21 protein-coding genes are annotated in these 22,410 nt (G+C 52.6%); 7 read left to right on the top strand and 14 right to left on the bottom strand.

Translation table 11 applies throughout. From position 1 onward, the window contains the following. Positions 1 to 34: 34 nt before the first annotated feature. From L21SP2_RS06675 to flgF, 7 genes are all read right to left on the bottom strand, one after another. Positions 35 to 568 (bottom strand): adenine phosphoribosyltransferase, encoded by a 534-nt coding sequence (locus L21SP2_RS06675; protein WP_041402392.1) that lies wholly within the window; start codon positions 566 to 568, stop codon positions 35 to 37. 62 nt (positions 569 to 630) lie between these two features. Beyond that, complete coding sequence (gene tsaD / locus L21SP2_RS06670) at positions 631 to 1,647, bottom strand: tRNA (adenosine(37)-N6)-threonylcarbamoyltransferase complex transferase subunit TsaD (RefSeq protein WP_024267743.1); 1,017 nt, start codon at positions 1,645 to 1,647, stop codon at positions 631 to 633. After that, positions 1,647 to 2,732 (bottom strand): divergent polysaccharide deacetylase family protein, encoded by a 1,086-nt coding sequence (locus tag L21SP2_RS17020; protein ID WP_024267742.1) that lies wholly within the window; start codon positions 2,730 to 2,732, stop codon positions 1,647 to 1,649. Before L21SP2_RS17020 ends, tsaD begins: the two co-directional genes overlap by 1 nt. A gap of 37 nt (positions 2,733 to 2,769) precedes the next feature. Further along, positions 2,770 to 3,633: a sigma-70 family RNA polymerase sigma factor gene (locus tag L21SP2_RS06660; protein ID WP_024267741.1), complete on the bottom strand. Its 864-nt coding sequence runs from the start codon at positions 3,631 to 3,633 to the stop codon at positions 2,770 to 2,772. A gap of 199 nt (positions 3,634 to 3,832) precedes the next feature. Further along, complete coding sequence (locus L21SP2_RS06655) at positions 3,833 to 4,162, bottom strand: rod-binding protein (RefSeq protein ID WP_024267740.1); 330 nt, start codon at positions 4,160 to 4,162, stop codon at positions 3,833 to 3,835. An 88-nt stretch (positions 4,163 to 4,250) separates the two neighbouring features. Then, the gene (gene flgG, locus L21SP2_RS06650) at positions 4,251 to 5,045 is read right to left on the bottom strand and encodes a flagellar basal-body rod protein FlgG (RefSeq protein ID WP_024267739.1); all 795 of its coding nucleotides are present in this window, start codon (positions 5,043 to 5,045) and stop codon (positions 4,251 to 4,253) included. 54 nt (positions 5,046 to 5,099) lie between these two features. After that, positions 5,100 to 5,963 (bottom strand): flagellar basal-body rod protein FlgF, encoded by an 864-nt coding sequence (flgF, locus tag L21SP2_RS06645; RefSeq protein ID WP_041401286.1) that lies wholly within the window; start codon positions 5,961 to 5,963, stop codon positions 5,100 to 5,102. 57 nt (positions 5,964 to 6,020) lie between these two features. Between flgF and L21SP2_RS06640 the strand changes: the two genes are divergently transcribed. Further along, a complete protein-coding gene (locus L21SP2_RS06640) occupies positions 6,021 to 7,103 on the top strand; it encodes a LamG domain-containing protein (protein ID WP_081719495.1) in 1,083 nt (360 codons plus the stop codon). 124 nt (positions 7,104 to 7,227) lie between these two features. On the opposite strand, the gene L21SP2_RS06635 is transcribed toward L21SP2_RS06640, so the two are convergent. From L21SP2_RS06635 to L21SP2_RS17015, 3 genes are read right to left on the bottom strand one after another with little or no spacing between them, the layout of a single operon-like run. Continuing rightward, positions 7,228 to 7,869, bottom strand: coding sequence for a Crp/Fnr family transcriptional regulator (locus L21SP2_RS06635; protein WP_024267736.1), 642 nt, complete (start codon positions 7,867 to 7,869; stop codon positions 7,228 to 7,230). Continuing rightward, on the bottom strand, positions 7,866 to 8,180 hold the full coding sequence (locus tag L21SP2_RS18550) for a tetratricopeptide repeat protein (protein WP_244437968.1): 315 nt from the start codon (positions 8,178 to 8,180) through the stop codon (positions 7,866 to 7,868). Before L21SP2_RS18550 ends, L21SP2_RS06635 begins: the two co-directional genes overlap by 4 nt. Then, positions 8,162 to 8,878, bottom strand: coding sequence for a Crp/Fnr family transcriptional regulator (locus L21SP2_RS17015; RefSeq protein ID WP_024267734.1), 717 nt, complete (start codon positions 8,876 to 8,878; stop codon positions 8,162 to 8,164). Before L21SP2_RS17015 ends, L21SP2_RS18550 begins: the two co-directional genes overlap by 19 nt. Before the next feature lie 128 nt (positions 8,879 to 9,006). Between L21SP2_RS17015 and L21SP2_RS06620 the strand changes: the two genes are divergently transcribed. The 4 genes from L21SP2_RS06620 to L21SP2_RS06600 all read left to right on the top strand — a co-directional run bounded on the left by L21SP2_RS06620 (position 9,007) and on the right by L21SP2_RS06600 (position 14,268). Then, positions 9,007 to 9,837, top strand: a complete 831-nt coding sequence (locus tag L21SP2_RS06620) for a PHP domain-containing protein (protein ID WP_024267733.1) — start codon at positions 9,007 to 9,009, stop codon at positions 9,835 to 9,837. A gap of 116 nt (positions 9,838 to 9,953) precedes the next feature. After that, positions 9,954 to 10,892: a LysM peptidoglycan-binding domain-containing M23 family metallopeptidase gene (locus L21SP2_RS17010; protein ID WP_169730437.1), complete on the top strand. Its 939-nt coding sequence runs from the start codon at positions 9,954 to 9,956 to the stop codon at positions 10,890 to 10,892. Between the two features lie 283 nt (positions 10,893 to 11,175). Continuing rightward, complete coding sequence (locus L21SP2_RS06605) at positions 11,176 to 13,845, top strand: penicillin-binding protein 1A (RefSeq protein WP_024267730.1); 2,670 nt, start codon at positions 11,176 to 11,178, stop codon at positions 13,843 to 13,845. 24 nt (positions 13,846 to 13,869) lie between these two features. After that, on the top strand, positions 13,870 to 14,268 hold the full coding sequence (locus L21SP2_RS06600; protein WP_024267729.1) for a ParB N-terminal domain-containing protein: 399 nt from the start codon (positions 13,870 to 13,872) through the stop codon (positions 14,266 to 14,268). A gap of 3 nt (positions 14,269 to 14,271) precedes the next feature. On the opposite strand, the gene pyrB is transcribed toward L21SP2_RS06600, so the two are convergent. Genes pyrB through L21SP2_RS06580 form a run of 4 tightly spaced genes read right to left on the bottom strand, consistent with a single transcriptional unit; the run spans position 14,272 to position 20,484 of the window. Continuing rightward, entirely contained in the window at positions 14,272 to 15,846 is a 1,575-nt protein-coding gene (gene pyrB / locus L21SP2_RS06595; protein WP_024267728.1) for an aspartate carbamoyltransferase, read from the bottom strand. 35 nt (positions 15,847 to 15,881) lie between these two features. Beyond that, a complete protein-coding gene (locus L21SP2_RS06590) occupies positions 15,882 to 17,465 on the bottom strand; it encodes a P83/100 family protein (protein ID WP_024267727.1) in 1,584 nt (527 codons plus the stop codon). A gap of 47 nt (positions 17,466 to 17,512) precedes the next feature. Next, complete coding sequence (locus tag L21SP2_RS06585) at positions 17,513 to 19,243, bottom strand: hypothetical protein (RefSeq protein ID WP_024267726.1); 1,731 nt, start codon at positions 19,241 to 19,243, stop codon at positions 17,513 to 17,515. Beyond that, a complete protein-coding gene (locus tag L21SP2_RS06580; RefSeq protein WP_169730436.1) occupies positions 19,240 to 20,484 on the bottom strand; it encodes a class I SAM-dependent RNA methyltransferase in 1,245 nt (414 codons plus the stop codon). The genes L21SP2_RS06585 and L21SP2_RS06580 overlap by 4 nt, the downstream gene beginning before the upstream one ends. 115 nt (positions 20,485 to 20,599) lie before the next feature. On the opposite strand from L21SP2_RS06580, the gene L21SP2_RS06575 reads away from it, so the two are divergent. Further along, on the top strand, positions 20,600 to 21,241 hold the full coding sequence (locus tag L21SP2_RS06575; RefSeq protein WP_024267724.1) for a redox-sensing transcriptional repressor Rex: 642 nt from the start codon (positions 20,600 to 20,602) through the stop codon (positions 21,239 to 21,241). Positions 21,242 to 21,304: 63 nt separating this feature from the next. Continuing rightward, positions 21,305 to 22,273: a class I SAM-dependent methyltransferase gene (locus tag L21SP2_RS06570; protein ID WP_024267723.1), complete on the top strand. Its 969-nt coding sequence runs from the start codon at positions 21,305 to 21,307 to the stop codon at positions 22,271 to 22,273. The last annotated feature ends 137 nt before the right edge of the window (positions 22,274 to 22,410 follow it).

Here is a 22,410-nt window from a genome sequence, read left to right as displayed (position 1 = left end):
TTAAAAACTGTAATCCTTTTGCAGTGCACGGAACTTATTCTCCCTGATAGTTGATGAGCGTACGGATGGGGGCGTCGTCAAGATGCTTTTCATACCCCAGAAAAGGCAGACCGATTACGGCGGCATACCCGGCAAGACTGGAACGGGCCTGATTTTTCACCAGTGCGGCAGTAGCCTTCAAGGTTCCACCTGTTGCGATGAGATCATCTATGAGCAGCACTCTGCTGCCGGGAGCAATATCTTCCTGTTGAATGCAGACAACATCGGTTCCATACTCCAGACTGTATTCTTCGCACCAGGTTTTTCCGGGGAGCTTCCCTTTTTTCCGGGCAAGTACCAGCGGTATTTTTCGCATCTGGGCCAGAGGGGCGGCAAAAAGAAATCCACGGGCCTCCACCGCAAGCAGGGTATCCACCTCAAGCTCATCAATCCAGAGATTCATCTGTTCCAGACAGTACCCGAAGGCTTCGCTGTTGGTGAGGATGCTGGTAATGTCATAAAAGTTTATTCCAGGCTTGGGAAAGTCCTTCACCCGCCGTATAGATTCATCAAATTCCTTGAGATTCATATCTCTCTCCCTCACATCCGGCAGCATTCAGCTGTCCGTGCACAATTTCGGCCTTCCGGCATTCAGATTTTCCTGAACCCCTTTACCCTGGGGGAAACACCGGCATCCAGTCCGCTGACGTTTCCCTCTTTCAAATAATGATAGGCGATGCCGGCAATCATTGCACCGTTATCGGTGCATAATTCCATGCCGGGGAAATATACCTGATAATCCGGATGTTCTTCCAGTGATTTTCGTAAATATGAGTTGGCGGCAACTCCGCCTCCGGCTACGATGGTGGTTATTCCTGTGTCCTCCACCGCCCGGTACAGTTTCTTCAAAAGACTGGTAATGGCAACCCGTTGAAAGCTGGCGCAGATATTTTCCACGCTTTTTTCGCTTTTTCCGTCCCAGAAGGTATCCAGCTGGTTGATAACGGCGTTTTTCAATCCTGAGTAGGACACATCATAGCGGTGTCCGCCTTTATGAAGGTTTGCGAAGGGAAAGGCAAAAGCCCGGTCATTCCCCTGCATTGCCAGGTCGTCTATCAGTTTTCCTCCGGGATATCCCAGTCCGTAATGCTTTGCAACCTTGTCGAAGGCTTCGCCGCAGGCATCATCAATGCTGGCTCCCAGAACCTGAATATCCTGATACCCCTTCACAAGGGTGATCATGGTGTGACCGCCGGAAACCAGCAGCCCCAGATAGGGATAGGGAATTTCCTGCTCCAGCTGGGGGGCGTAGAGGTGGGCAAGGATGTGGTTCACTCCCACATAGGGAACATTCCAGGCATAGCTCAGGGCTTTGGCATAGTTCAGGCCCACCACCAGGCTTCCGCTCAGGCCGGGATGGGTGGTTACGCCGATTCCCTGAATATCCGAAGGCTTTACCCCCTGCTCCGCCGCCAGCTCCATGGTCTGGCGGTACACCGGGGTGATCATCTCCACATGCCGACGGCTGGCAATCTCGGGAACCACGCCGTTATACGGCTTATGATCTTCAATCTGTGTGGCGATTACATGGGAGATTATCTTTCTGCCGTTTTCCACCACCGCGAAGGAACACTCATCGCAGGAGCTTTCTATTCCCAGAACCAGCATTATTCGCCTTTCATAATGATGCTCGACAGGGTTGCGAAGTCGAATCCCTCTTCCATAATAAAGGGATAATTTTCCAGAAGGATTTCCGCCAGCTCTTCGGTCCAGACATGACCGATGAGTATGGCATGCCCCTGGTCCCGTGCTACGGCCTTTCCTTTCTCCAGCGCTTCCATGATGTAGCCGGTATCCTGACTGTTATCCAAAAATATATCCCTCTCAAGTATTTTCATGTTCATATCCCGGGCAATCTCCGGAACCACTGTCTGTGGGCTGGTACGGGAATCGAGGAAAAAGAGCGAGTCCCTCCTGGCGTATTCCAGAACTTCCCGTACAATTCTGCGGTCTTCAGTTCCCTTGCTTCCCATATGATTATTCATTCCGATAATTCCCGGCACCGTGGCTGCGTTGCCCTGAATTTCCCTCAGCAGTTCATCCCCGGACATATTGCTGCGAAGCGTACCGGGCCCGGGATCCTGGCCGTTCTGACTCTCCATGGGCAAATGAAGTATCAATTCCTGACCGGCATCACTGATTAAGCGGGCCGTCTCCCGGGAGTAGTCAAGCCTGGGAAGAACCGCGAAGGTAACAGGTACGGGGATTTCCAAAAAGGGTTTGAGTCCTTCAACATTGTAGCCCACATCATCGATCACAACCACAAGTTTCGGCCGGATTTTCACCGGCAGCGCTGCTTCCCCTTCCGGTTCCCCGGACGCCGGGGTTTCGGCACTTTTGCCGGCCCCGGTAACGCCGGAGTCCCGGTACCCACTGCCGGATTCTTCTGCAGCTCCTGCAGACTCATCTGCCCGTGGTTCTGCGGGTACGGGTAACGGTGTTTCAGACTCCCCGACTCCCCTTCCGGAGTCCCGGGCAGCAATAGACTGATCGGTACCGGATGGAATGAGCAGATAAATCCCGGCCAGAGCCAGAACAATCACCGCCAGCAATGCGGTAATATTGCGGACAAAACGTTCCCGTTTTGCTGCAGGGGTGAGAGAAGCGCCGGATGAACGCCGGGAACCTGAACGGCTTCCGGCGGGCTTTCGTTTTGATTGGGTCTGTTTGGAAGAACCGGAGTTTTTTCTCATGAATTATGAGTGAAAATACCCCGGATTACACGGGGGGTCAAGTTCCAATAAAGTCTTCCAGTTCCTTGGAGAACTGTCTCAGTTTGCGGATTGACCGCATTTCAATCTGGCGGACTGTTTCAGGACTTACGTCCAGCAGCTTGCTGATATCCTTCAGGGTCTTTTTCTCCTGTCCCCAAAGGCCGTAGCGGTTGATAATCACGAACTGCTCCCGCTGCTCCAGATGTTCCAGAAGGTTGCGCATGCTGTCGTTCATGGAGTTATCCAGAAGTTCTTTTTCAGGAGTGTAGGAATAATCCTCATACAGGTCGTACATGGTTCCGCTGTCATTGGCCAGGCTGCTGTCCAAGCTTACCAGATGTTCACTGATACTCAAAATATCCACCACTTCTTCATGGGAAATATGAAGATATGCGGCAATCTCTTCTGTGGTGGGCGACCTCATCATTTTCTGAGCCAGCGCATTATATGCTGCCTGAACCTTTTTCAGGACATCCTCTTTTCGGTGGGGCAGCCGTATGGACCGGCGCTTGTTGGAGATGGCCCGTGAGATGCTCTGCTTGATCCAGAATGATGCATAGGTGCTGAACCGGACTTTTTTGCGGTAATCGTATTTGCTCACAGCATGAAGCAGTCCGAGATTCCCTTCCTGAACCAGGTCGAGAAGCCCCACACCGGAGGACATATACTGACGGGCAATTTTCACCACCAGGCGGAGATTGCTCTCCACAAGCTTCTGGCGGGCTGCCGTATCGCCCCGTTGAATACGCTTCGAAAGATCCAGCTCCTGCTGAAAGTTCAGAAGCGGACTATCCTTGATCTGTGAAAAATATGCTTTCAGCACATCATGAGTCTGATTCTGGGATACGGATTTTGAAATCGTTGCGGCCGAGTTTGTCATAACACCCTCCGCATGTATACATGCAATAAGCGTGCCAAACCGAATGCGGTTCAATTATATTTTTAATTTGTTACAATGCAGCACTTTACCGGATTCTAAAAAAGACCGGCATCCCGCCGGTCTTCAATCGTATACTTTATTATACATTTATGGCAAAAATATTCATAAATTCATATGATATCTGCAGGCTGATTCGGCTTCAGCCTCCGGGATTTTGTCCCCGGTTGGGTGAAAACTGGTTGATGATCATATCTGCAATGCCGAAATCGCCGCGCCTGGCTATATCGCTCGCATATTCAGTATACAGCATGTCCTCGAAAATATCTTCCGCCATGCCCCCATAGGTGAAATTATCTTCACTGTTTCGGGTGTCACGCATGGAATCGAGCATCATTTTTACAAACAGGGACTCAAATTCCTGGGCAACCTCATTCAGCTCATCCCTGGAAGCCTGGGCATTCACCCTTGGCAGAGAACTGTTCTGATCGATATTCTGATATTTTCCCATTATATCTGCGATGCTGGACATGTAATCATCTCCTGTTATCTTCTATCTTCTATCTTCGGCGGATTCCCGATTTATGATTTACGGCAGAATCCCCCTGTATACCCAAGGATTACCGCTTCAGGTTGGCGGCAATTCCCAGCATGGTATCCGAGGTTTGAATGGCCTTGGAGTTGAATTCGTATGCTCTCTGGGCGGTAATCATATTCACCATTTCCTTCACCGTCTCAACATTGGACATCTCAAGAAACTTATGAATGGTCTTACCCATACCGTCAAAACCCGGCTGTCCCGCAATGGGATCGCCGCTTGCACTGCTCACCTTGAATAGATTTTCCCCCACCGCCTGGAGTCCGGCGGGATTCACAAAGCGGTACAGCTCAAGCTGCCCAACTTCCACTGGATCATCCTGTCCGGGAAGGCGGACGTTGATTCTCCCGTCCTGGCTGATGGAAATTGATTCACGGATGAACCCCTCGGGCATTACCACCTCGGGCATGACCCGGTACCCGTTGGATGTGACAAGCTGGCCGTTGCTGTCGATTTTAAAGGCACCGTCCCGGGTATACCCATAGGTGCCGTCATAGGTGAGTACCCGGAAAAAACCTTCCCCTTCTATGGCAACATCACTGACATTTCCTGTGTTCTGCAAAGAGCCCTGGGTAAAAATCTTCTGGGTTGCGGCCACTCTGGCACCATGCCCAACCTGTACTCCCACCGGAACAAGAGTTTCTTCGGTGGCGGGGGTTCCCGCTGTCCGGGTAGTCTGATAGAGCAGGTCTTCAAAATCCGGCCGGTTCTGTTTAAACCCGGTGGTGTTCACGTTGGAGAGGTTGTTGGAAATCGTGTCGATATTAAACTGCTGCCCTATCATTCCCGATGCAGCAGTCCACAGTGAACGCATCATTGTCTGTTACTCCTCACTTGGCGCTTGTCGAAGCGCATTCCTTGCCTGGCGCTATTAGAATCGCATTGCCTGGTTTATCAGTTTATCGCTTGCCTGGTCATGGGACTGAATCACTTTCTGGTTCGCCTCATATGCCCGGTTTACTTCAATCATTTTCACCATCTGCTTCACCGGATTCACATTGGATGTTTCCAGGAAGCCCTGTCGTACTTTCGGTCGGGAATCCTGGAGGGTGTAGGCGTCTCCGCTTTCCCAGGTTGTCCGGTAGAGACTTGATCCCATCTTCTTGAGATATCGGCTGCTGTCCACGTCCACCATTCGCAGGGTATCCACCTGAACGGTTTCATCCCATTCATTCTCGGTCTGGGAAACCAGACGCTCCGGATCGTCGGCGAAGCGCTCATTATGGAACACTCGTCCGTCCTGATCTACGATGAAGTTGTTCGCCTTGGCCCGGATGGGGCCGTTTTCACCAAGAACGGGATACCCTTCCTTGGTAACCAGCAGGCCTTCAGGCCCCAGATGAAAACTTCCGTTCCGGGTCAGTCGTTCACCGTAGGGAGTCTGGACCACAAAAAACCCGTCGCCCTCAAGGGCAAGATCGAAGGAGTTGCCGGTTTGCTTCATGGAACCCTGCTCAAACACGGTAAACACTTCATTCTGTTCCACGCCGGTGCCCAGTTTTCCCACCACAGGGGCGCGATCCACCGAACCCAGATGAGGTGCGGTTCTGCTGATGGGCAGCTGTGTGATCTCGGTGTTCATCCTCCGGAGCATCAGTTCGGGAAAGGCTTTATGGACGGACACATCTTCCTTGTATGCGGTGGTATCCACATTGGCAAGATTGTTGGAAATTGCATCCATGGTGTGTTGCTGTACGATCATACCGGCGGCGCCGGTGTACATTCCGCGTATCATGTTTTGAGTATCGGCAGGAATAGAATTTTATAAAGACTCCAGTTATTATTAGATGATATGAAGGATACATTACAGCGCCGAACACCCTTGAGGGGTATGCTGCGGGCCCTGGGCACCGCTCTGCTGCTTCTCTCAGCCGCAGGAATGCTGAGTTCCTGCGATTTTCTCAGTAACGTTCTCACCCCGCCCTCGCCGCCGGTGCTGGGAATCGCCGAGACCTCCGGCATTCTCCTGGGAGACGAGATTTTCCCGGGGACGGAAGTGGTGCTGGATGCTTCAGCTACATCGGATCCCAACGGGGATCCCTTTGTTCTTGAATGGCAGCTCACCGTTCCCGGCGCTTCCGCAACCCGGCTCGCCGAAGAGTATCTCAGCGGTACAGAGCTGCGGTTCACTCCGGATGTTCCCGGCGAATATATCCTCACGGCCTTCCTCAGCGACGGGGAACTGGATACCCGGGAGGAAATACGGCTGAAAACCGGTCTGGAAGCCTACTGGAACATGGACGGCGGGATCGGCGATTCCAGTCCCGGCGCACGGAATCTTACTCTCACCGGCAGCAGCGCTTCCGCATCCGGCCGCAACGGATCTGCCGATTCGGCCGTTCAAATATCACCTGCAGATTCCCTGAGTTTTGATACTACTGCTGCAGGTGAAGCCGACACGTTTAAAATCGAACCCGGCGATGTTACCTACGGCAACTTCAGCATGGCGTTCTGGCTCAACCTCAATACCCTTCCCGCGGCAGACAGCTCATTCGTAACCATGGATAACACTCTGGTGGGGCCGGCGCCGGGCTGGCGTCTTGAATACATCAGTGCAAATGATGAGCTGAGTCTCACCTACGATGATATTGCGCCCATGGCCGCAGTGGGTGAATTTACCGCTTCACAGGTGAGCGCCGGCAGCTGGCATCATGTAGCGGTAACCTTTCATCAGAATACGGGAAATCTTAAAATATATATTGACGGATCGTCACGGGCCCTTGAAACCAATGCCGTCGATCTGCCCCACGTCCCAGCCCCCTTCACCATCGGAAATAACGGAGTACAGCCGGGCTTTGACGGTATTGTTGACGAATTTCATGTCTACAACAGAACCCTCACAAGCGGGGAGATAGAGGAGCTGGCGGGGAATTAATCCCAGGCTGCCGCAGTGCGGCGGCCCAGGCGCGGGCCGGGTGTCTCGGCACAGGGCTTTTTCAGCCCCCCTGTTTCAGTACCCCGTTTCTGGGGTTCTTTCTGGGGTTTTTTCTGGGGTCCTTTCAGCGGTCCTTTCTGCGGCTCTGAACGAAGCGTCTCAGGTCGTGGATGTTTTTCACAATGATTTTTCCCGTACTCACCTCGATCCGCCGCTGGGTTATGAGCTGGTTGATGATATCCGAGGTTTTCTCAATGGATAGACCCGCCCAGTGTGCCACATCATCCACCGAAACTTCGAAGACCTGCTGGTTCCTCTCTGCCTGATCCGGCGGCAGCTGCTCGCTGAGCATGAGGAAAACATCCACGATCCGTGCCTGGGTATCTTCCAGGGTGAGAATCTGAAAGCGTCTGCGCTGATCATATATGCGCTTGGTGAACAGTTTGAGAAGTTTCATGGCAATCTGGGGATTGCCCTGGAGAAGAATGGTGAAATTTTCACGGTTGAACTCCAGCGCTTTCACTTTATCCAGGGCAATGGCACTGGCTGACCTGGGGGCTTCTTCGAGAATCGCCATTTCCCCGAAAATCTCCCCGGGATACAAAACATCGATGGTTTTTTCGATGTCACCCATGATTTTGCTGATTCGCACCCGGCCTTCCTGGATCAGATAAAACGCATCGCCGGGTTCATATTCACAGAATATTATGTCTTCCTTTTGAAAGGTTACGGCAAAGCGTTCAAATGCTGCGGTGTTAAAATTCATGCCTTACCCTCAATTTTCCGGATCATGCTATTGGCCTTTCTTCTGCACACATCATCGATAGACGGAATATTCAACGCCCGCTGATACACTTTTTTGGCCTGATCCTTTTGGTCCTGGGCCATATATGCATCTCCAAGGTAAATCATGGCTTCGCCGATCTTTCTATTGTCCGAATGATTCTGAATGTACACCTTCAAGTGCTGAACTGCAGTATCCGCCTTGTGGAGACCTAAAAGCGCTTTGGCCATTTCAATATTCGATTCATGAAAATTCGGATGCTCTGTTCCTTTTTTTATGATGGATGCGAGGATTTCTGCAGCTTTCTGATAATCCTGCTGACCCAGAAAACTTTCGGCATTGTAAAATTCCTGCTCCTCCTGGGTGAGGGGGGCTTGTCCTCGAAGGAAAGGTTGGGATTGGACTGGGATGTCTTGGTTCCGGCAATAATCGCCGGTCCTTTTCCCTTGCCGTATTCCTGAGCGTACTCTTCCGCCTTTTTCAGATAATCCTGGGCTTTGCTTCGGTATGCCCCCCGGGGGAAATGCTGAAGATATTTCTGGAGGGTGTAAATGGCTTCAGGATACGCCTGCTTTTTCAGATAGTATTCTGCAATTTTAAACAAGCCGTCTTCGGGTACTTCTCTCTTCCCGGTGGCAATAAGATTACGGACCTTTCCATGAATTCTCCGAAGCTGATTGCTGAAGACCTTCAGCATTTTCATGATGATCCGGGTGTTTTTGCTGATCATTACTTCGAATTCCGGCACGGTAAACATGAGACACTGGCTGTCGGTGAGCACAATGGCGTCCTCTTCCCGTGGATAATGTCCCAGGGCCGACTTCACCCCGAAAAACTCTCCGGTGGCGATCAGATCGGTCACCTCTTCTCCGGTCTCAATATCTACGGATTTTAATGCAACCTTACCCTGCTGAAGTATATAAATCTTCTCGCCAACATCACCTGTGAAATATACAACAGAGTTGGCATTGTAGTTCATTGCCTTGGGCACAGAATACTCCTAAAATCTACAATAATTGCTTCCGTAGGTAAAATCAAGCGTTTGTTGCCAAGCAGGATGATTGGCAATATGCTTTGTAGCATCGGCATAAAATTATATTCCGATACAGGGAAAAAACCATGATTGAATTACATTGTCACAGCACTGCTTCAGACGGATACTTTTCACCGGTTGAACTGATAGAATATGCCGCCGCCAGGGGAATCAGCACTCTCTGCCTCACCGACCATGATACAGTGGCGGGCTTTGAACCTGCGTACCGGGCGGGAAGATCCCTGGGAGTACGGGTGATTCCGGGTATCGAAATTGAGATATCCCATCCCTCCGGAAGCTTCCACCTGCTGGGATTGGGTATTCACGACTACAAGGGTACCATGGATGATGTTCTCCCCCGGATTCTGGAAGACCGTGAGCGCCGCAACCGGAAAATTGCCAAAAAGATGAATCAACTGGGAGTACCGGGAGAATATCGGGATGTTCAGCAGCTTGCGGGAGGCGAGATTGTGGGCAGACCCCATTTTGCCGAATATTTAATCAGGAAGGGGTTCGCCCTGGATATTCCCGATGCATTTGAACGCTTTCTGGGACCCGGACAAGCCCTCTATGTCCCCCGGGAGGGTCTGGAACTGAAGGAAGCAATTGATAAGATTCACAGGGCAGGAGGCAAGGCGGTGATCGCTCATCCCGGGACGCTCCACATGAGTTGGACCAAACTGAAAAAGGCTCTTGAACAATGGGTTCCCCTGGGACTGGACGGTCTTGAGGCGTTCCACTCTTCGGTGAAACTCAGGGAAGCTCGGAAGTTTCAAAAAGCTGCGGATGAGTTCGGTATTCTCAGTACCCCGGGAAGCGACTTCCATACACCGGAACACAGCCACAGGAAGATCGGACATTACTGTGTGGAGCAGGTTCCCATGGATGAATCTATTCTGGAGGATATTTTCGGATGAATGGAAGGGGAAACAGCAACGAGAGCAGGATCATCCCCGGGAAGGTTCCAGGCAGATTCCCAGGCTTCCTGCCCGGGTCCGGCGGGGTGCGGGCTGTGCTGAGCAGGATACCATACATGCTTTTCATGGCATTACTGCTGCTGGCGGGATTCCCCGGCTTGAATCTCCACGCCCAGGATGGGGCTGAGCCTTCACAAAGAACATTCAATTTTCCAAGACTGGAGAGTCTCAACAACCAGGATCCTATTTTCCGCCAGATCAGCGATGACATCCAGTCGTTTTACCGCTGGCAGGCGGGTAATGATGCCAGGCCTCAGCTGAGCATCTACGAATATGTGGTTCAGGAAGGCGACAGCATGTTCTCTCTGGCAGCCCGGCTGAATATCCCCCAGGCAAGCATAGCCACGCTGAACCGGCTGGATAATCCCCGGCTGCCCCTGCCAGGCACTCCCGTGCTCATACCGAATATTCCCGGCATGTTTATTCCGGAGAATCCTGAAAGCGATTTTCAGCGGATGCTCAGTTCACGCATTAAGGATGACGGCAGCTTCGAACTCAGCGAACAATTCACCCTGCCGCCCAGAGCTCCGGGCAAGGATCCCTCCTCCTGGCGGTTTGTTCTCAACGGGGATTTTACAGGCGTTGAACGGCGGGCATTTCTTCAGGTTCTGTTCAGGGATCCTCTTCCGGGAAGCTACATTTCATCGGGCTACGGGCTGCGTACCAGTCCGTTCACCGGCCGGAACCAGTTTCATTTCGGTATTGATCTTGTAGCTCCCATGGGAACATCCGTGGTCAGCGCAATGGAGGGGAGAGTGCTGGATGTGGGGGAAGACCGGGTATACGGCAAATACATCAGCATTGAGCATCCATCGGGGTATCAGACCATGTATGCACATTTGGGGAACATTTTTGTGGGAATCGGCGATACCCTGAAGGCAGGGGATACAATCGCCTCTGTGGGCAACAGCGGTCTTTCCACAGGGGCACATCTTCACTTTGAAATCATGTATTTGGGAAAAAACCGGGATCCCCAGGAGTATATTCGCCGCTGATAATGAAATTTCCCGGATAAATCAATCTTTTCTATTAACGTTTGGCCGGAAATTTACGATAATAGCAGTGTCGGCCGGGGTATAGTTCCCCTCCCAGTTTGCTATATTTTCCTGGTCGATAACCCTTAAGGGTTGGCCGGTTCCCTCGAACCGGCCTTTTTTTTGCTCTATTCCCTCCTCCTGGTTTCCGGAGGATCCAACGGTCCCGGCAGAAAATAACCCGATCATTCGCCGGTCCCAGTAATTGACAACAGAGCGCAGACTGTCATAATCTCTATGCGGTATGGCATTATCTAAAAAAGGGAAGACAACTCTCAGAATTCTCGCCGGTGTATTCGCCGGCTTTTTCATTCTGTTTTCAGTGGTTATCGGAATCGCTTTAGGAGCGACATATAATCTTGAGGGACTGAATGATTTTAATGAATCGGAAGCTGCTCTGCCCACTCAAATATATGACAGAAACGGCCGTCTGATCACAGAGTTTTTCTCTGATGAAAAGAGAGAACTCATTTCCATTGAGGAAATGCCCAGACATCTGATTTATGCAGTTATCACCCGTGAAGACCAGGACTTTTTCCAGCATAAAGGGGTGAGCATTACCGGCACCACCCGTGCGGCCATCGGCTATCTCACCAACAACTTTGCCGGAGGAGGTTCGACCCTCACTCAGCAGCTTGCCACCATGCTGTATCTTGACAAGAGCGATGTATCGGTAAGCCGGAAGCTTCAGGAAATCTGGATAGCCCTTCAACTTGAACGCAACTGGTCCAAGAATGAAATTCTTGAAGAATATCTGAATAAGTCATGGTTCGGACATAACACCTACGGGGTGGAGGCGGCCAGCAAGTTTTTCTTCGGTCATTCCGCCCGGGAAGTCACCATTGCCGAGAGCATGATGCTTGCCCTCCAGCTTTCCAGCACCAATAAGTACTCTCCCCTGAAAAATCCCAACCTGGCCAGAGAACGGCAGAAAGAGATGCTGGACGAGATGGTGGTGCAGGGCTACGCAACCCAGGAAGAGGTTGAAGCCTCTTTTGATGAGTTCTGGCGCAATTACGACTATACCAGGTCCGGGACCACCACCGCTTTTTTCGAACGGCAGGATAAAGCGCCGTATTTCAGCGAACATGTCCGCTACCTTCTGGAAAACGAGATTCTCCTGGGCAGCGCCGATATCTACCGGGACGGCTACAAGGTGTACACTACTCTGGATCTGGATTACCAGGACGCTGCCCGGGAATACCTCCAGGTCGGCATCCAGTCCGCCAATGAAACCTATGACCGCAATATATCCAGCCGTGCACGCTTTGCCACCGAGGTGTTCGTCCCCGCCATCGATCTTCTCTCCCTGGGTTTCAACGTCGACCAGCTGAGAGTAGCCGGGGAGAAGCAGCTCCAGAATGCCAAGACCTATTTTCGGGACAATATTACCCCGATGATCGATATGCTCACTCTGTTGAGCGAAAACAGCAATGACGGCGGGCTGAGGGACATCACCTGGACTGCGTATCAGCAAAAGGAAAACCTGGAAAAACAAACCACCGTACAGGGAGCTCTCATATCACTGGAAAATGAGACCGGTCATGTACTCTCCATGATCGGGGGAAACAAATTTGAACAAACCAACCAGCTGAACAGGGCTCTCCAGGCCCGGGTGCAGCCGGGAAGTTCATTCAAACCCCTGTACTATTCCGCAGCCATAGAAAAGGAAGTGATCACACCTGCCACGATGATATATGACAGTCCCGTGGTGTTCTGGAACGATGACGGCACCCCCTACACCCCCACCAATTACAAGGGTGAATGGGAGGGACCGGTTCTCGCCCGCTATGCACTTGCGAAAAGCATGAACGTTCCATCTCTGCGAATACTCAACCGTCTGGGATTCGACGATGCCATCAGCATCACCTCCGACCTGCTGGGGATTCCCGAACGGGAACAGGTCAGCCGCGGGCTTGTTCGGAAATATCCCATCGGATTGGGGGTTATCTCTGTATCTCCGATTATGATGGCCCAGGCCTTCGCCACCTTCCCCAATGAGGGACGGGAGGTCACTCCGGTGTTTATCCGCTATGTGGAAGACCGGAGCGGGAGGATTGTAGCAGAACCTGAACGGAATCTCCGTGAGGAGCAGGCCCGGCAGGGACGGGAGCTTCAAATTATCAGTCCCCAAACTGCGTACATAATGACCGAAATGCTGCAGACCACCGTTCAGGAAGGTACGCTGAGGTATCCAAGAAGCCTGGTGGGAGGATTCGGAGACATGCCCATAGCGGGAAAAACCGGAACCACCCAGAACTGGTCGGCCCTTTGGACGGTGGGTTTCAGCCCATACTACACCACGGCTGTATGGATCGGGTTCGATGAAGGTAATAACTCCATGGGGGTAAACCAGACCGGTGCCATCACCGCAGGACCCATATGGGCCCGTTACATGAAGGAAGTTCACCGGGATCTTGAACCCCGTACATACAACCGGCCGGCCAACGGTCTCATCGAACTGGAAGTGACAAACCGAAACGGTCTTCTCCCCCCGGCGGGATACAATGGGGCCACCTATACGGAAATTTTCCGTGAAGGGACAGAACCCCGTGAATTCGACACCAGCGAGGAATTTCAGCGCCAGGTGGCCAGCGAAGGGAGAACCAAACTTGACCAGAGCATCTCCCAGGGCGGCGTCGAGCTAAGCACCATCGGCGGCAGCAGTCTCAGTGACTCAGGTATCAGCCTGGATCTGGATCTTGAGCTCAGCCTGGACCTGGACGGAACCGGAGACGGTCAGGGAGGTTCGAACGGCGAAGAATCAGGGGCCGGAAATGACGGTGACGGGGATTCCCTGTCAAACCCCTTCTTCGATGACAGTTTCAGCCTCGAAGGACCCGGGGGCAGCTCAGATGTGATTCCCCCGGAAGGCGGCAATTCAGATGAAGGCGGAAATCCGTACCTTGATTAGCAGAACCTGCAAAAAGGAGAGCCCATGCAGATTCCCATTCAGGAAATTCAGATCAAAAACCGTATCAGAAAAAACCTCGGGGACCTGGCAGGGCTGAAAGATTCCATTCAAAAGCACGGAATTCTCAATCCTGTGGTTATCAACAGTAAAAATGAACTGGTTGCCGGTCATCGACGTCTTGAGTCGGCCCGGCAGCTGGGATGGAATATGATTCCTGTGCGGATTATCGATGAAAAGGATGCGGCGGACAAGGTGGAGATCGAGATTGAAGAGAATCTCTACCGCAAAAATCTCAGCGCCGATGAACTGGCCGAGGCATATGAGTATCTGGAGCGGCTGAAAAATCCCGGATGGTTCACCAGATTTCTGAATTTCATCAAGGATTTTTTCCGCCGGCTGTTCAAACGTGGCAGCTCATCCTGACCCTCACTGATCCTGCCAGATCTCATTGAAACCGTGGGGCGTTTCACAGTACGCGCAGATAAACTGATTTTCCGCCGAACGGATAAAATCCGAATATATGGGTTCATGATACTCGGGACGGCTCACGCAGGCTTCATTTTTACAACACAGTCCCGGCAGCCGGTACACCCTGGGAGGGGTTGTGAGCCGGAATTTCTTCACCACTTCGTGATTTTCCACCAGATTGAGGGTTACTCCCGGAGAAACCGCCGAAAGCATTTTCAGCTTCTTCTCACCGGGTAAGCGGTGATCGGGCAATGAAATGATTCCCTTGTAACTGCCTTCCCGGAAACTGGGAAATACTCCGTGGGAACCCATGGTGTTCAGATCCAAAACTCTCCGGATCTTGGTGATATGTTCCCATATCTCTTCCGGTGACTGACCCTTGGCAATATGATCGATCACAATACCCCTGTCCACGGGTTTTATTCCCACTTTGAATTCAGGCTTACTGCTGTTTGCCCGGGTGCTTTCCAGAATAAAATCATCGGTGTACTCAGCGGGCCGGGCCTGCTCACCTTCATAGTTGTGCCCCAGCTTGCCGCCGACCATGGCAAGTTCAATAATCCTGGTGAGATATCCGTTCATGCTTTGTTCGTCCCAGCGGTTAACCGGCAGGCGGTCAAGGAAGGTGGGAATTGTGGGGGTTTCGGAATGCCGTGGAAGGGGATGATAGAACCTCACCCGTTCATCCAGTTTTTCCAGATGGTCTTCCCGGAAGCTTACGGCTCTGCGCAGCCGCTCGGCCTTGTTCAGGAGCTTGTCTCCCATCCGTTCCAGCTGAAGCCTGGTAAAATACCAAACCGGCGCCTGTCGTTTCTGAGCCAGGTATTCGTCCAGGGATTCGAATATCCGGATGCGGAACCCCTTGGATTCCATGGTTCTGATATAATGCTCCGGCATGGCCAATTCCTCCGGTGCAATCAGATCAACTTCCACATTATGAAAGACCTCAAGCCCGTCAACCTTTGAATGAACCGTACGTCCGTGAAACAGATCCCCCACAAGGGCGATATGTATGTGATCCCGATTCCATTCAAGCTGTTCAAGAAAACTGAACTCATCCAGAAATTCCTGTGTGGGATGCTCATGTCTGCCGTCACCTGCATTGATAAACGCAGGGCGTGGAGCGCCGATTTTGGCCGCATATTCGCTGAGACTTGATTCCAGCCATCGGCAGGTGCCTTCAATACGGGAGCGAACCACAAAAATGCTCCGGGCAGAATATCCGGTGAGCATCTTGATGGTGTCGGTGATGCTTTCCTTCTTCTGGAAACTGGAATTTTTTGCGTCAAAATCATTCAGCTTGATTCCATGAAACTTCCCGGCATTGCGAAACGATTCCTTGGTCCGGGTTGAGTCCTCCATGAAAAACAGGTACATGCCCAGATCCGGTTCATTCAGACGGAAGGAGTCAAGATTCCCCTCCCCTCTCATGGCCTGTTTCAGTTCACGGGTTTTTGCGTACAGATACCACTGCTCGTCAGGGTGAAGATCCCGTACCACCTGGATCGTCCTGCCGCTGAATGCTGAGTTCATATGTTTTCTCCAAGATAGATTTCCGGTGTCCCGGTTCAGGGATTTACCGAGAGCTCATCCAGATCCAGACCGGTAAAACGACCGTCCTTGCGCTGGACGATGAGCTTTCCATTTTCTATCACTAAATTGCTGGCTTCGGAAACCGGTATTGACGATCTGAATAAAAGATTCAGGTTCGCATCGAATCGTCCGGCGTACCATTCACCGCCGTCTCGTATTACCGCAAAAATCCCGTCTCCCGATCCGGTGAGAAGGGGACTGTAGGGACTCACCTCGCTGTCCCCTGCGGAGATGAAACTCAGATCATCAGGATCAAGAAGAACAAGTCCGGGGGAGCCGTCCTCTTTGCTTATTGCGATAATCCCCTGCCGGGTTTCCAGATACTGACGGCCGATAATCTCCCGCTGGGCGGTGGTGAGCACCGCTCCGTCATTGGAGTTAATAATTAAAAGGGTTGAGTACAGCACATTGTTGGCAATTCTGCTGCGGGTAACCCGCAGTTCGGATACCGGTTCTTCCCGTGACGTGGACAGTTCCTCCACATCCTGGGCGGCTTCTTCCCGTATTTCCCTGGAGCGCTCTTCAGCTTCATCGGTTTGTTCCCGCCGCTGATCTGTCTGCGCCTGCCGTTCCTCGGTTTCCTGTCGGCGTTCATCCAGCTCTTCCCGCTGCCGGCTCACGTCCTCCTGCTGCTGTTCAGCCTCTTCCCTCTGCTGTTCCAGTTCCTCCCGTTCCTCACTTTCCGGTTCGGACTCTTCTATCTGCCGGTCCAGTTCCTGGATTTCCTCTTCCAGTTCCTGTTCCTGCTGTTGAAGCTCCTGCTCTTCCTCCTGGATGGCTTCCTGCTCTTCCTGGATCGCAGTCTCTTCCTCTTCGATCTGGGAAGTTTCCTCATCCACCGTGCGGTCGATCAGGTCTGCGGTTTCCATTCGCTCTTCAAGGCCCCTGTCTTCGCTGTCGCGGATGGTCTCCTCAACGGATTCATCCATCAGTTCATCGGCGGGTACAGAGGAAAGTTCACCGGGGGCTGCGTCAGGTGCAATTGGAATAATAATCTGGGATGCTCCGGCCCATTCGGTGTAACTCAGGGAGAGGCCCGCCTTTTCCGGGTCAAGAACCGTGGTGAGTTCAGGGATATAGCGGCTGCTAAACAGCTCCATGTTGCCCCGGTGCACGGCGTTGTATACGGTTACCAGCCTGCCCAGAAGATTGGCATCTTCGCTGCTGTATGCGTATCGGCTTTCCAGGTATGCGGAAATAATCCTTCTGAGATTGTCGATGTGGTCCACCCGGGCGTCATCCAGAAGTTCAAGAACATCTGCTCCTCTGAGAGTCTGTCCTTCTTCGGGCAGCACATGGGTTATCCGGTACTTCCCGGCAAACTCCCGGCTTTCCCCCGAAGCAATCTCCCTGGAAAGACTGACGCCGATTCCCCGAATCTCTTCAATGGTGTCGATATCATCGTGGGGACCGGAATAATTAATAAAACTTACGGTATCGGTAACAGTTGTTTCCAACTCATCAACATCAACCTCCAGCCCATGAAGTGACAAGGCCGAGGAAAACACCAGTAAGGCAGTAAAAACACCGAAACCAAATGCAGATAGTCTGAATTTCATAACATCCCCTTCTTCTATGATAATAGCGTTATTGACGGAATATTGCACTAGGGACTTTGCCCCAGAATGCGTCTGCGTAATTGAACATTATCAAGATACGGATACACGGCATTCAAAGCGGGAAAGGCTTCCTGTGCAACCACTGATTCTTCGCCTCCGCCGGGAGAATTCTGCTCCAGTTCATGCAGGAGAAATTCGGCGAACCCGGCCATCAGTTCGCCGCTGCGCTGCCAGGGCTGGGCGTCGGCGATGTAAGCTCTGAGCAAAGCGATGAGCTCCAGCTTCTGCATCGGCAGCAATTCACCACCCCGCTCAACCAGCTCGAAGAGAACCCGGGGGTGAAATTCGTATTGAAGAGCGTTGATCAGCCGGGAGATCATCCCGGAATCCCCCAAAAGGAGCACGGCTGCGGCCAGCTGCCTGCGGTTCTCGGCGCTTCCCGGGAGGGTGTTGGACGGGGAACCTGCAGCTGCGGAGCCGTAGACCGCCCGGATCGTCCCGTCCAGGGCACTGCTGTAATTTTCCAGGCGGCCCCGCAGTTCCCCGTTTTCCACGGCCCGGCTGATGGAGGTTATCTGGGCATCGAACCTGTCAGGAAAATCAAGAGCGGCAACCAGCAGTTCAGACAGAAATGCGCCTTCTTGGGGTGTGCCCGTTGAACCGGGTGCCGTTGGGCGGATATCCGCCCCGTAGAGCTCCTGGGCCATTTCCCTGATGTGGAAACGGTGAATCCGCCATCCGTTATCTGCAGCATACAAATACCCGTCGTGATAAAAAAACCGGAGAAATCGCCATTGCTCTTCAAGGCTGAAAAAAAGCCGCCGGGACCCCCTGCCCGTTTCGGCATACAGCCCCCCGGATGAGTGACTGACGGTGAAATTACCCCCCTCTGCACCGGAAATAATCTTCCAGCTCATGAGGACCGGAGACCCGGCCGGTTTTTCTGCTTCGGTCAGCAGAGCTCCCGTAGAATCATATATCCGGTATCTGCCGCCTTCCAGATTATTGAGAAAATACAGATCTCCCATCCGGAACAGTTCATCCCATTGGGAGTATCTTCCATCACTCTGTCCCCGGGCAAGATCGGACTGTGCCAATTCCGCGCCGTCCAGAGAAAACCAGCGGAGAGCATCGGCGGTCTGAAAAATGAAAATCCGGCCGTCATGCAGATGAATGCTTCTCAGCCCTTCCTGCGAACCGGAGACCTCCCAGCGGAGCAGCATCTTACCCCTGCCCTCTTCCGACGGGTTCCAGCGATACAGGTGAACCGCCGCCCCCCTGTCTGCGGAGCGTACCTCAACTATCCTTCCCCGGACGATATCCCGGAACAGTACGGTCCCCTCATCCCCGAATGGATAGCGGATGCTCCGGTCGAGAACCCGTCCCCGGCGAATATCAACACTCCACATCCTCCCGCCGGGAGCGGGAATGAGAACTCCCGCTCCGCTTGATATGAACCATTCCCCGGCGGATAACCTGGGCAGCCGGAGGTTCCAGCGGGGAGCGGGACCCTGGGCCCGGGCATCTATTCTCTGAATTCGTCTGTCATCGCTGATCAGGATCATTCCGCCATCTGTTGTAAACAGGGGGTCGTTGATTACCCGCCCCTCCAGAACGATGGTCTCATACCACGGATAGCGCTCAAGCTCCGCCGCTGTAGGGAGGAGGGATTCCTGATCCTGGGCGAAAAGCAGCGAGTTCCATATCAGCATAAGAGATAAGAAAAAAAGATGCGGCACATGATATCGGCGAATGCTGAGATCCTGAATTCCGGTCATTGAGAGCGCTCCAGCCAGGCGGCGGCCTCCACATGATGATTATGGGGTGAGAAATCGAACCCCGCCAGGCTGTGAACCGTGTAGCGCTCTTTCAGCCGGGCGAGATCCCGGGAAAATGTTACCGGATCACAGGATACATAGAGAATGTTGGGTACATCCGTCTCCAGCAGCAGTTTTCTCAACGCTGCATCAAGCCCCTTTCTGGGCGGATCAACAATCACCAGATCATACCCGTTGAACTCAGGTCGTCGGCTTGCACCGCCGGACTTTTTCGCCTCTTGTCTGCCCCTTTTCAGCCTGCTCTTGCCCGGACCCCGGGCCCATGCGGATGCATCCATGGCATAAAAGCGTCCTCGGTCTCCCAGATTCCGCCGGACATATGTTTCCGCATGGCGGTTGATTTCCACAACATCGATGGAGGTGAATTCCCCGGGAAGAAGGGAAGATAAAAAGCCCACACCTCCATAGATGTCCAGTGCTGCCGCAGGGGCGATCACATTCAGATCATCGAGCCGCCGGCGCACCCAGGTAATGAGATGTTCCAAGCCTGAAAGATTACTCTGAAAAAAGCCCCGGACATCAAAACTCAGATGTTTTCCGGCAATTTCCAGGCTATGGGTTCCTTCCTTCACAGTGACAGCCGAATCATCTGCAAAGACCGGTATCCGCGCACCCTCGCCGCTGCTGCCGCGCAATTCCGGCTCCGCCAGGAGGCGGTTAATACGGGGATGAACCACCGGACAGGTTTCTATTCTCAAAACCCTGTTACTGCGAGCTTCCATAAATCCCGGTCCCTGGGGTCCCGCATGGATCTGCACCCGGTTTCTGCTATTCCATTCGTCAGATCCGAACATCTCCAGACCTGCCAAAACAGAATCCCCGGGATCAAAACCACCCTGGCGTATCAGCGCTTCTCTGATCATTTCTTTTTTGATATTCAGTTGGGCGGCATACTCAATATGCTGGAGATCGCAGCCGCCGCAGCGGTAATAATATCTGCAGGGGGCTTCCCGGCGGCCCGGTCCTGGCTCAAGAATCCGGACTGCTTCACCGTAGCGGGTTCCCTTGGCGCTCCTGACGGATCCAACCCGGATCAGATCCCCGGGGACCGTGTAAGGGATGAATATCACCCCCTCTGAATCCCGGCCGAGTCCGTATCCGCCTGACACAATTTTTTCTATGCGTAATTCATCGTCATGCTGCCCGGTTTTGTCGCCGGTATCAATCTGTATCTCACTCATCTCCTCCATTCTACCCCCATTTAGAAATCCCTGTCTAATGCTTGAGAAAGCGCAAATTTACCGATATAATTTCACCAGCTTTTCTTAATCCGCGTAACTGTTATGGGGTCTATACATGCCAATAGTAAAACTTGCCAGTCTGCCCACCATCAAGCGTCTTCCGTCATATCTACATGTTGTTGAGGCGGCTCAGAAAGACGGGAAAGACTTTATCTCCGGCACCATCATTGCCGAAGAGCTTGAACTTGAGCCGATACAGGTACGGAAAGACCTGGCAATCACCGGAATCGTGGGAAAGCCCCGCATAGGTTTTCCGGTGAAGGAACTGATCAATGCCATCAATTCGTTTCTTGAATGGGATAAAATCCACCGGGCCATCATTGTAGGCGCCGGTAACCTGGGCCGTGCTCTCATGGGATATGCGGAGTTTAAGCGTCACGGCATGAGCATTCTGGCGGCATTCGATCCCTCAACTGATAAAATCGGGAAAACCATCTGCGGTGTTCCGGTTCATTCCCTGAATCAGATGGTGAATAAAATCCGGGAACTGGATGTGCATATTGCGATTCTCACCGTTCCTTCGGATCAGGCCCAGGCGGTGGCAGAACTGCTGGTGAAGGCCGGCATCAAGGCGATATGGAATTTCACCAATGTAAAATTGAAGGTTCCCGGGAATGTGGTGGTGCAGAAAGAAGACCTTTCGTCGGGCTACGCGGTTCTTGCGGTGAAAATGGCCCGGCAGCACGGCTCAGTGTAGCCGCCGGCTGTATGGACAGATACAACAACAGAAGACTCAGCAGACACAATACAGGTACCCGATATGGATGAAAAAACCGCCGACCAGGCAGAAATGCTCATGAACCGCTTGAAAAAGCGGCATCAGCATCTTCGAAAATGGGCAAAACGACAGGATATTCAGGCGTTCCGGCTGTACGACAAGGATATTCCGGAAGTCCCTCTTCAGATTGATATATACGGAAAGTATCTGCATATCGCAGAGCTTTTGAAATTCCGGGACAAAGACGAGAAGGAACAGGAAGAGTGGACCATCACCATGGCTGAGCATGCGGCCAGGGCTCTGGGAATCCCAGAGGAAAATGTCTTCATCAAGACCCGCCGGCAGCAGAAAGGGCGCAATCAGTACGAGCGCTTCGCCCGTGAACGCTTCACCATAGAGATCCGCGAAGGCGGCCTGGAATTCGAGGTCAACCTTTCTGATTATCTTGATACCGGGCTGTTCCTGGATCACCGTACCACCCGTTCCTTCATCCGGGACATAGCGGACGGGTCAAGAATGCTCAATCTCTTTTCCTACACAGGCAGCTTTTCGGTCTACGCCGCCAACGGCGGTGCTATGAGCACCACCAGCGTGGATATGTCCAACACCTACAGTGAATGGGCCAAGCGAAACCTTGAGCGAAACGGCTTTCTTACCGGAAATCTCCACCGGCTGATTACCGCCAATGCAGTTGAATGGCTGAACCAGGCCGTGGAGCGAAAAGACAGCTACGATCTCATCGTCTGCGATCCCCCCACATTCTCCAACAGCAAAAAAATGGACGGGGTTTTTGATGTGCAGAAAGACCAGGTCTGGCTAATTGAGCAATGCCTGAAGCTTCTCACCAAAAAGGGTGTACTGATCTTCAGCAACAACTTCCGAAAATTCCGCCTGGAAGATCGTGAACTGAAAAAACGGGGTGCTCTCATAGACGAAATAACCAACAAGACCATTCCTGAGGATTTTGCCAAGCGCAAACCCCACCGCTGCTGGCTGATTCAGCGGGCCTGATTCGATGGACTTGATTCAGCGGGCCTGATGCAACGGCCTCCCGGGTGAGGGCGTTGATACCAGGTTGTGAGCTGGGGATTTGGGGCCAGGTTGTGAACAGAGGCGTTGCATGCCTGCTCCGAGCCGGGGTTCCCCCC

It is taken from the genome of Salinispira pacifica (assembly GCF_000507245.1).
Classification (GTDB): domain Bacteria; phylum Spirochaetota; class Spirochaetia; order DSM-27196; family Salinispiraceae; genus Salinispira; species Salinispira pacifica.
Note: the sequence above shows the minus strand (reverse complement) of the source record. Positions and strands in the feature narration are given on the sequence as shown.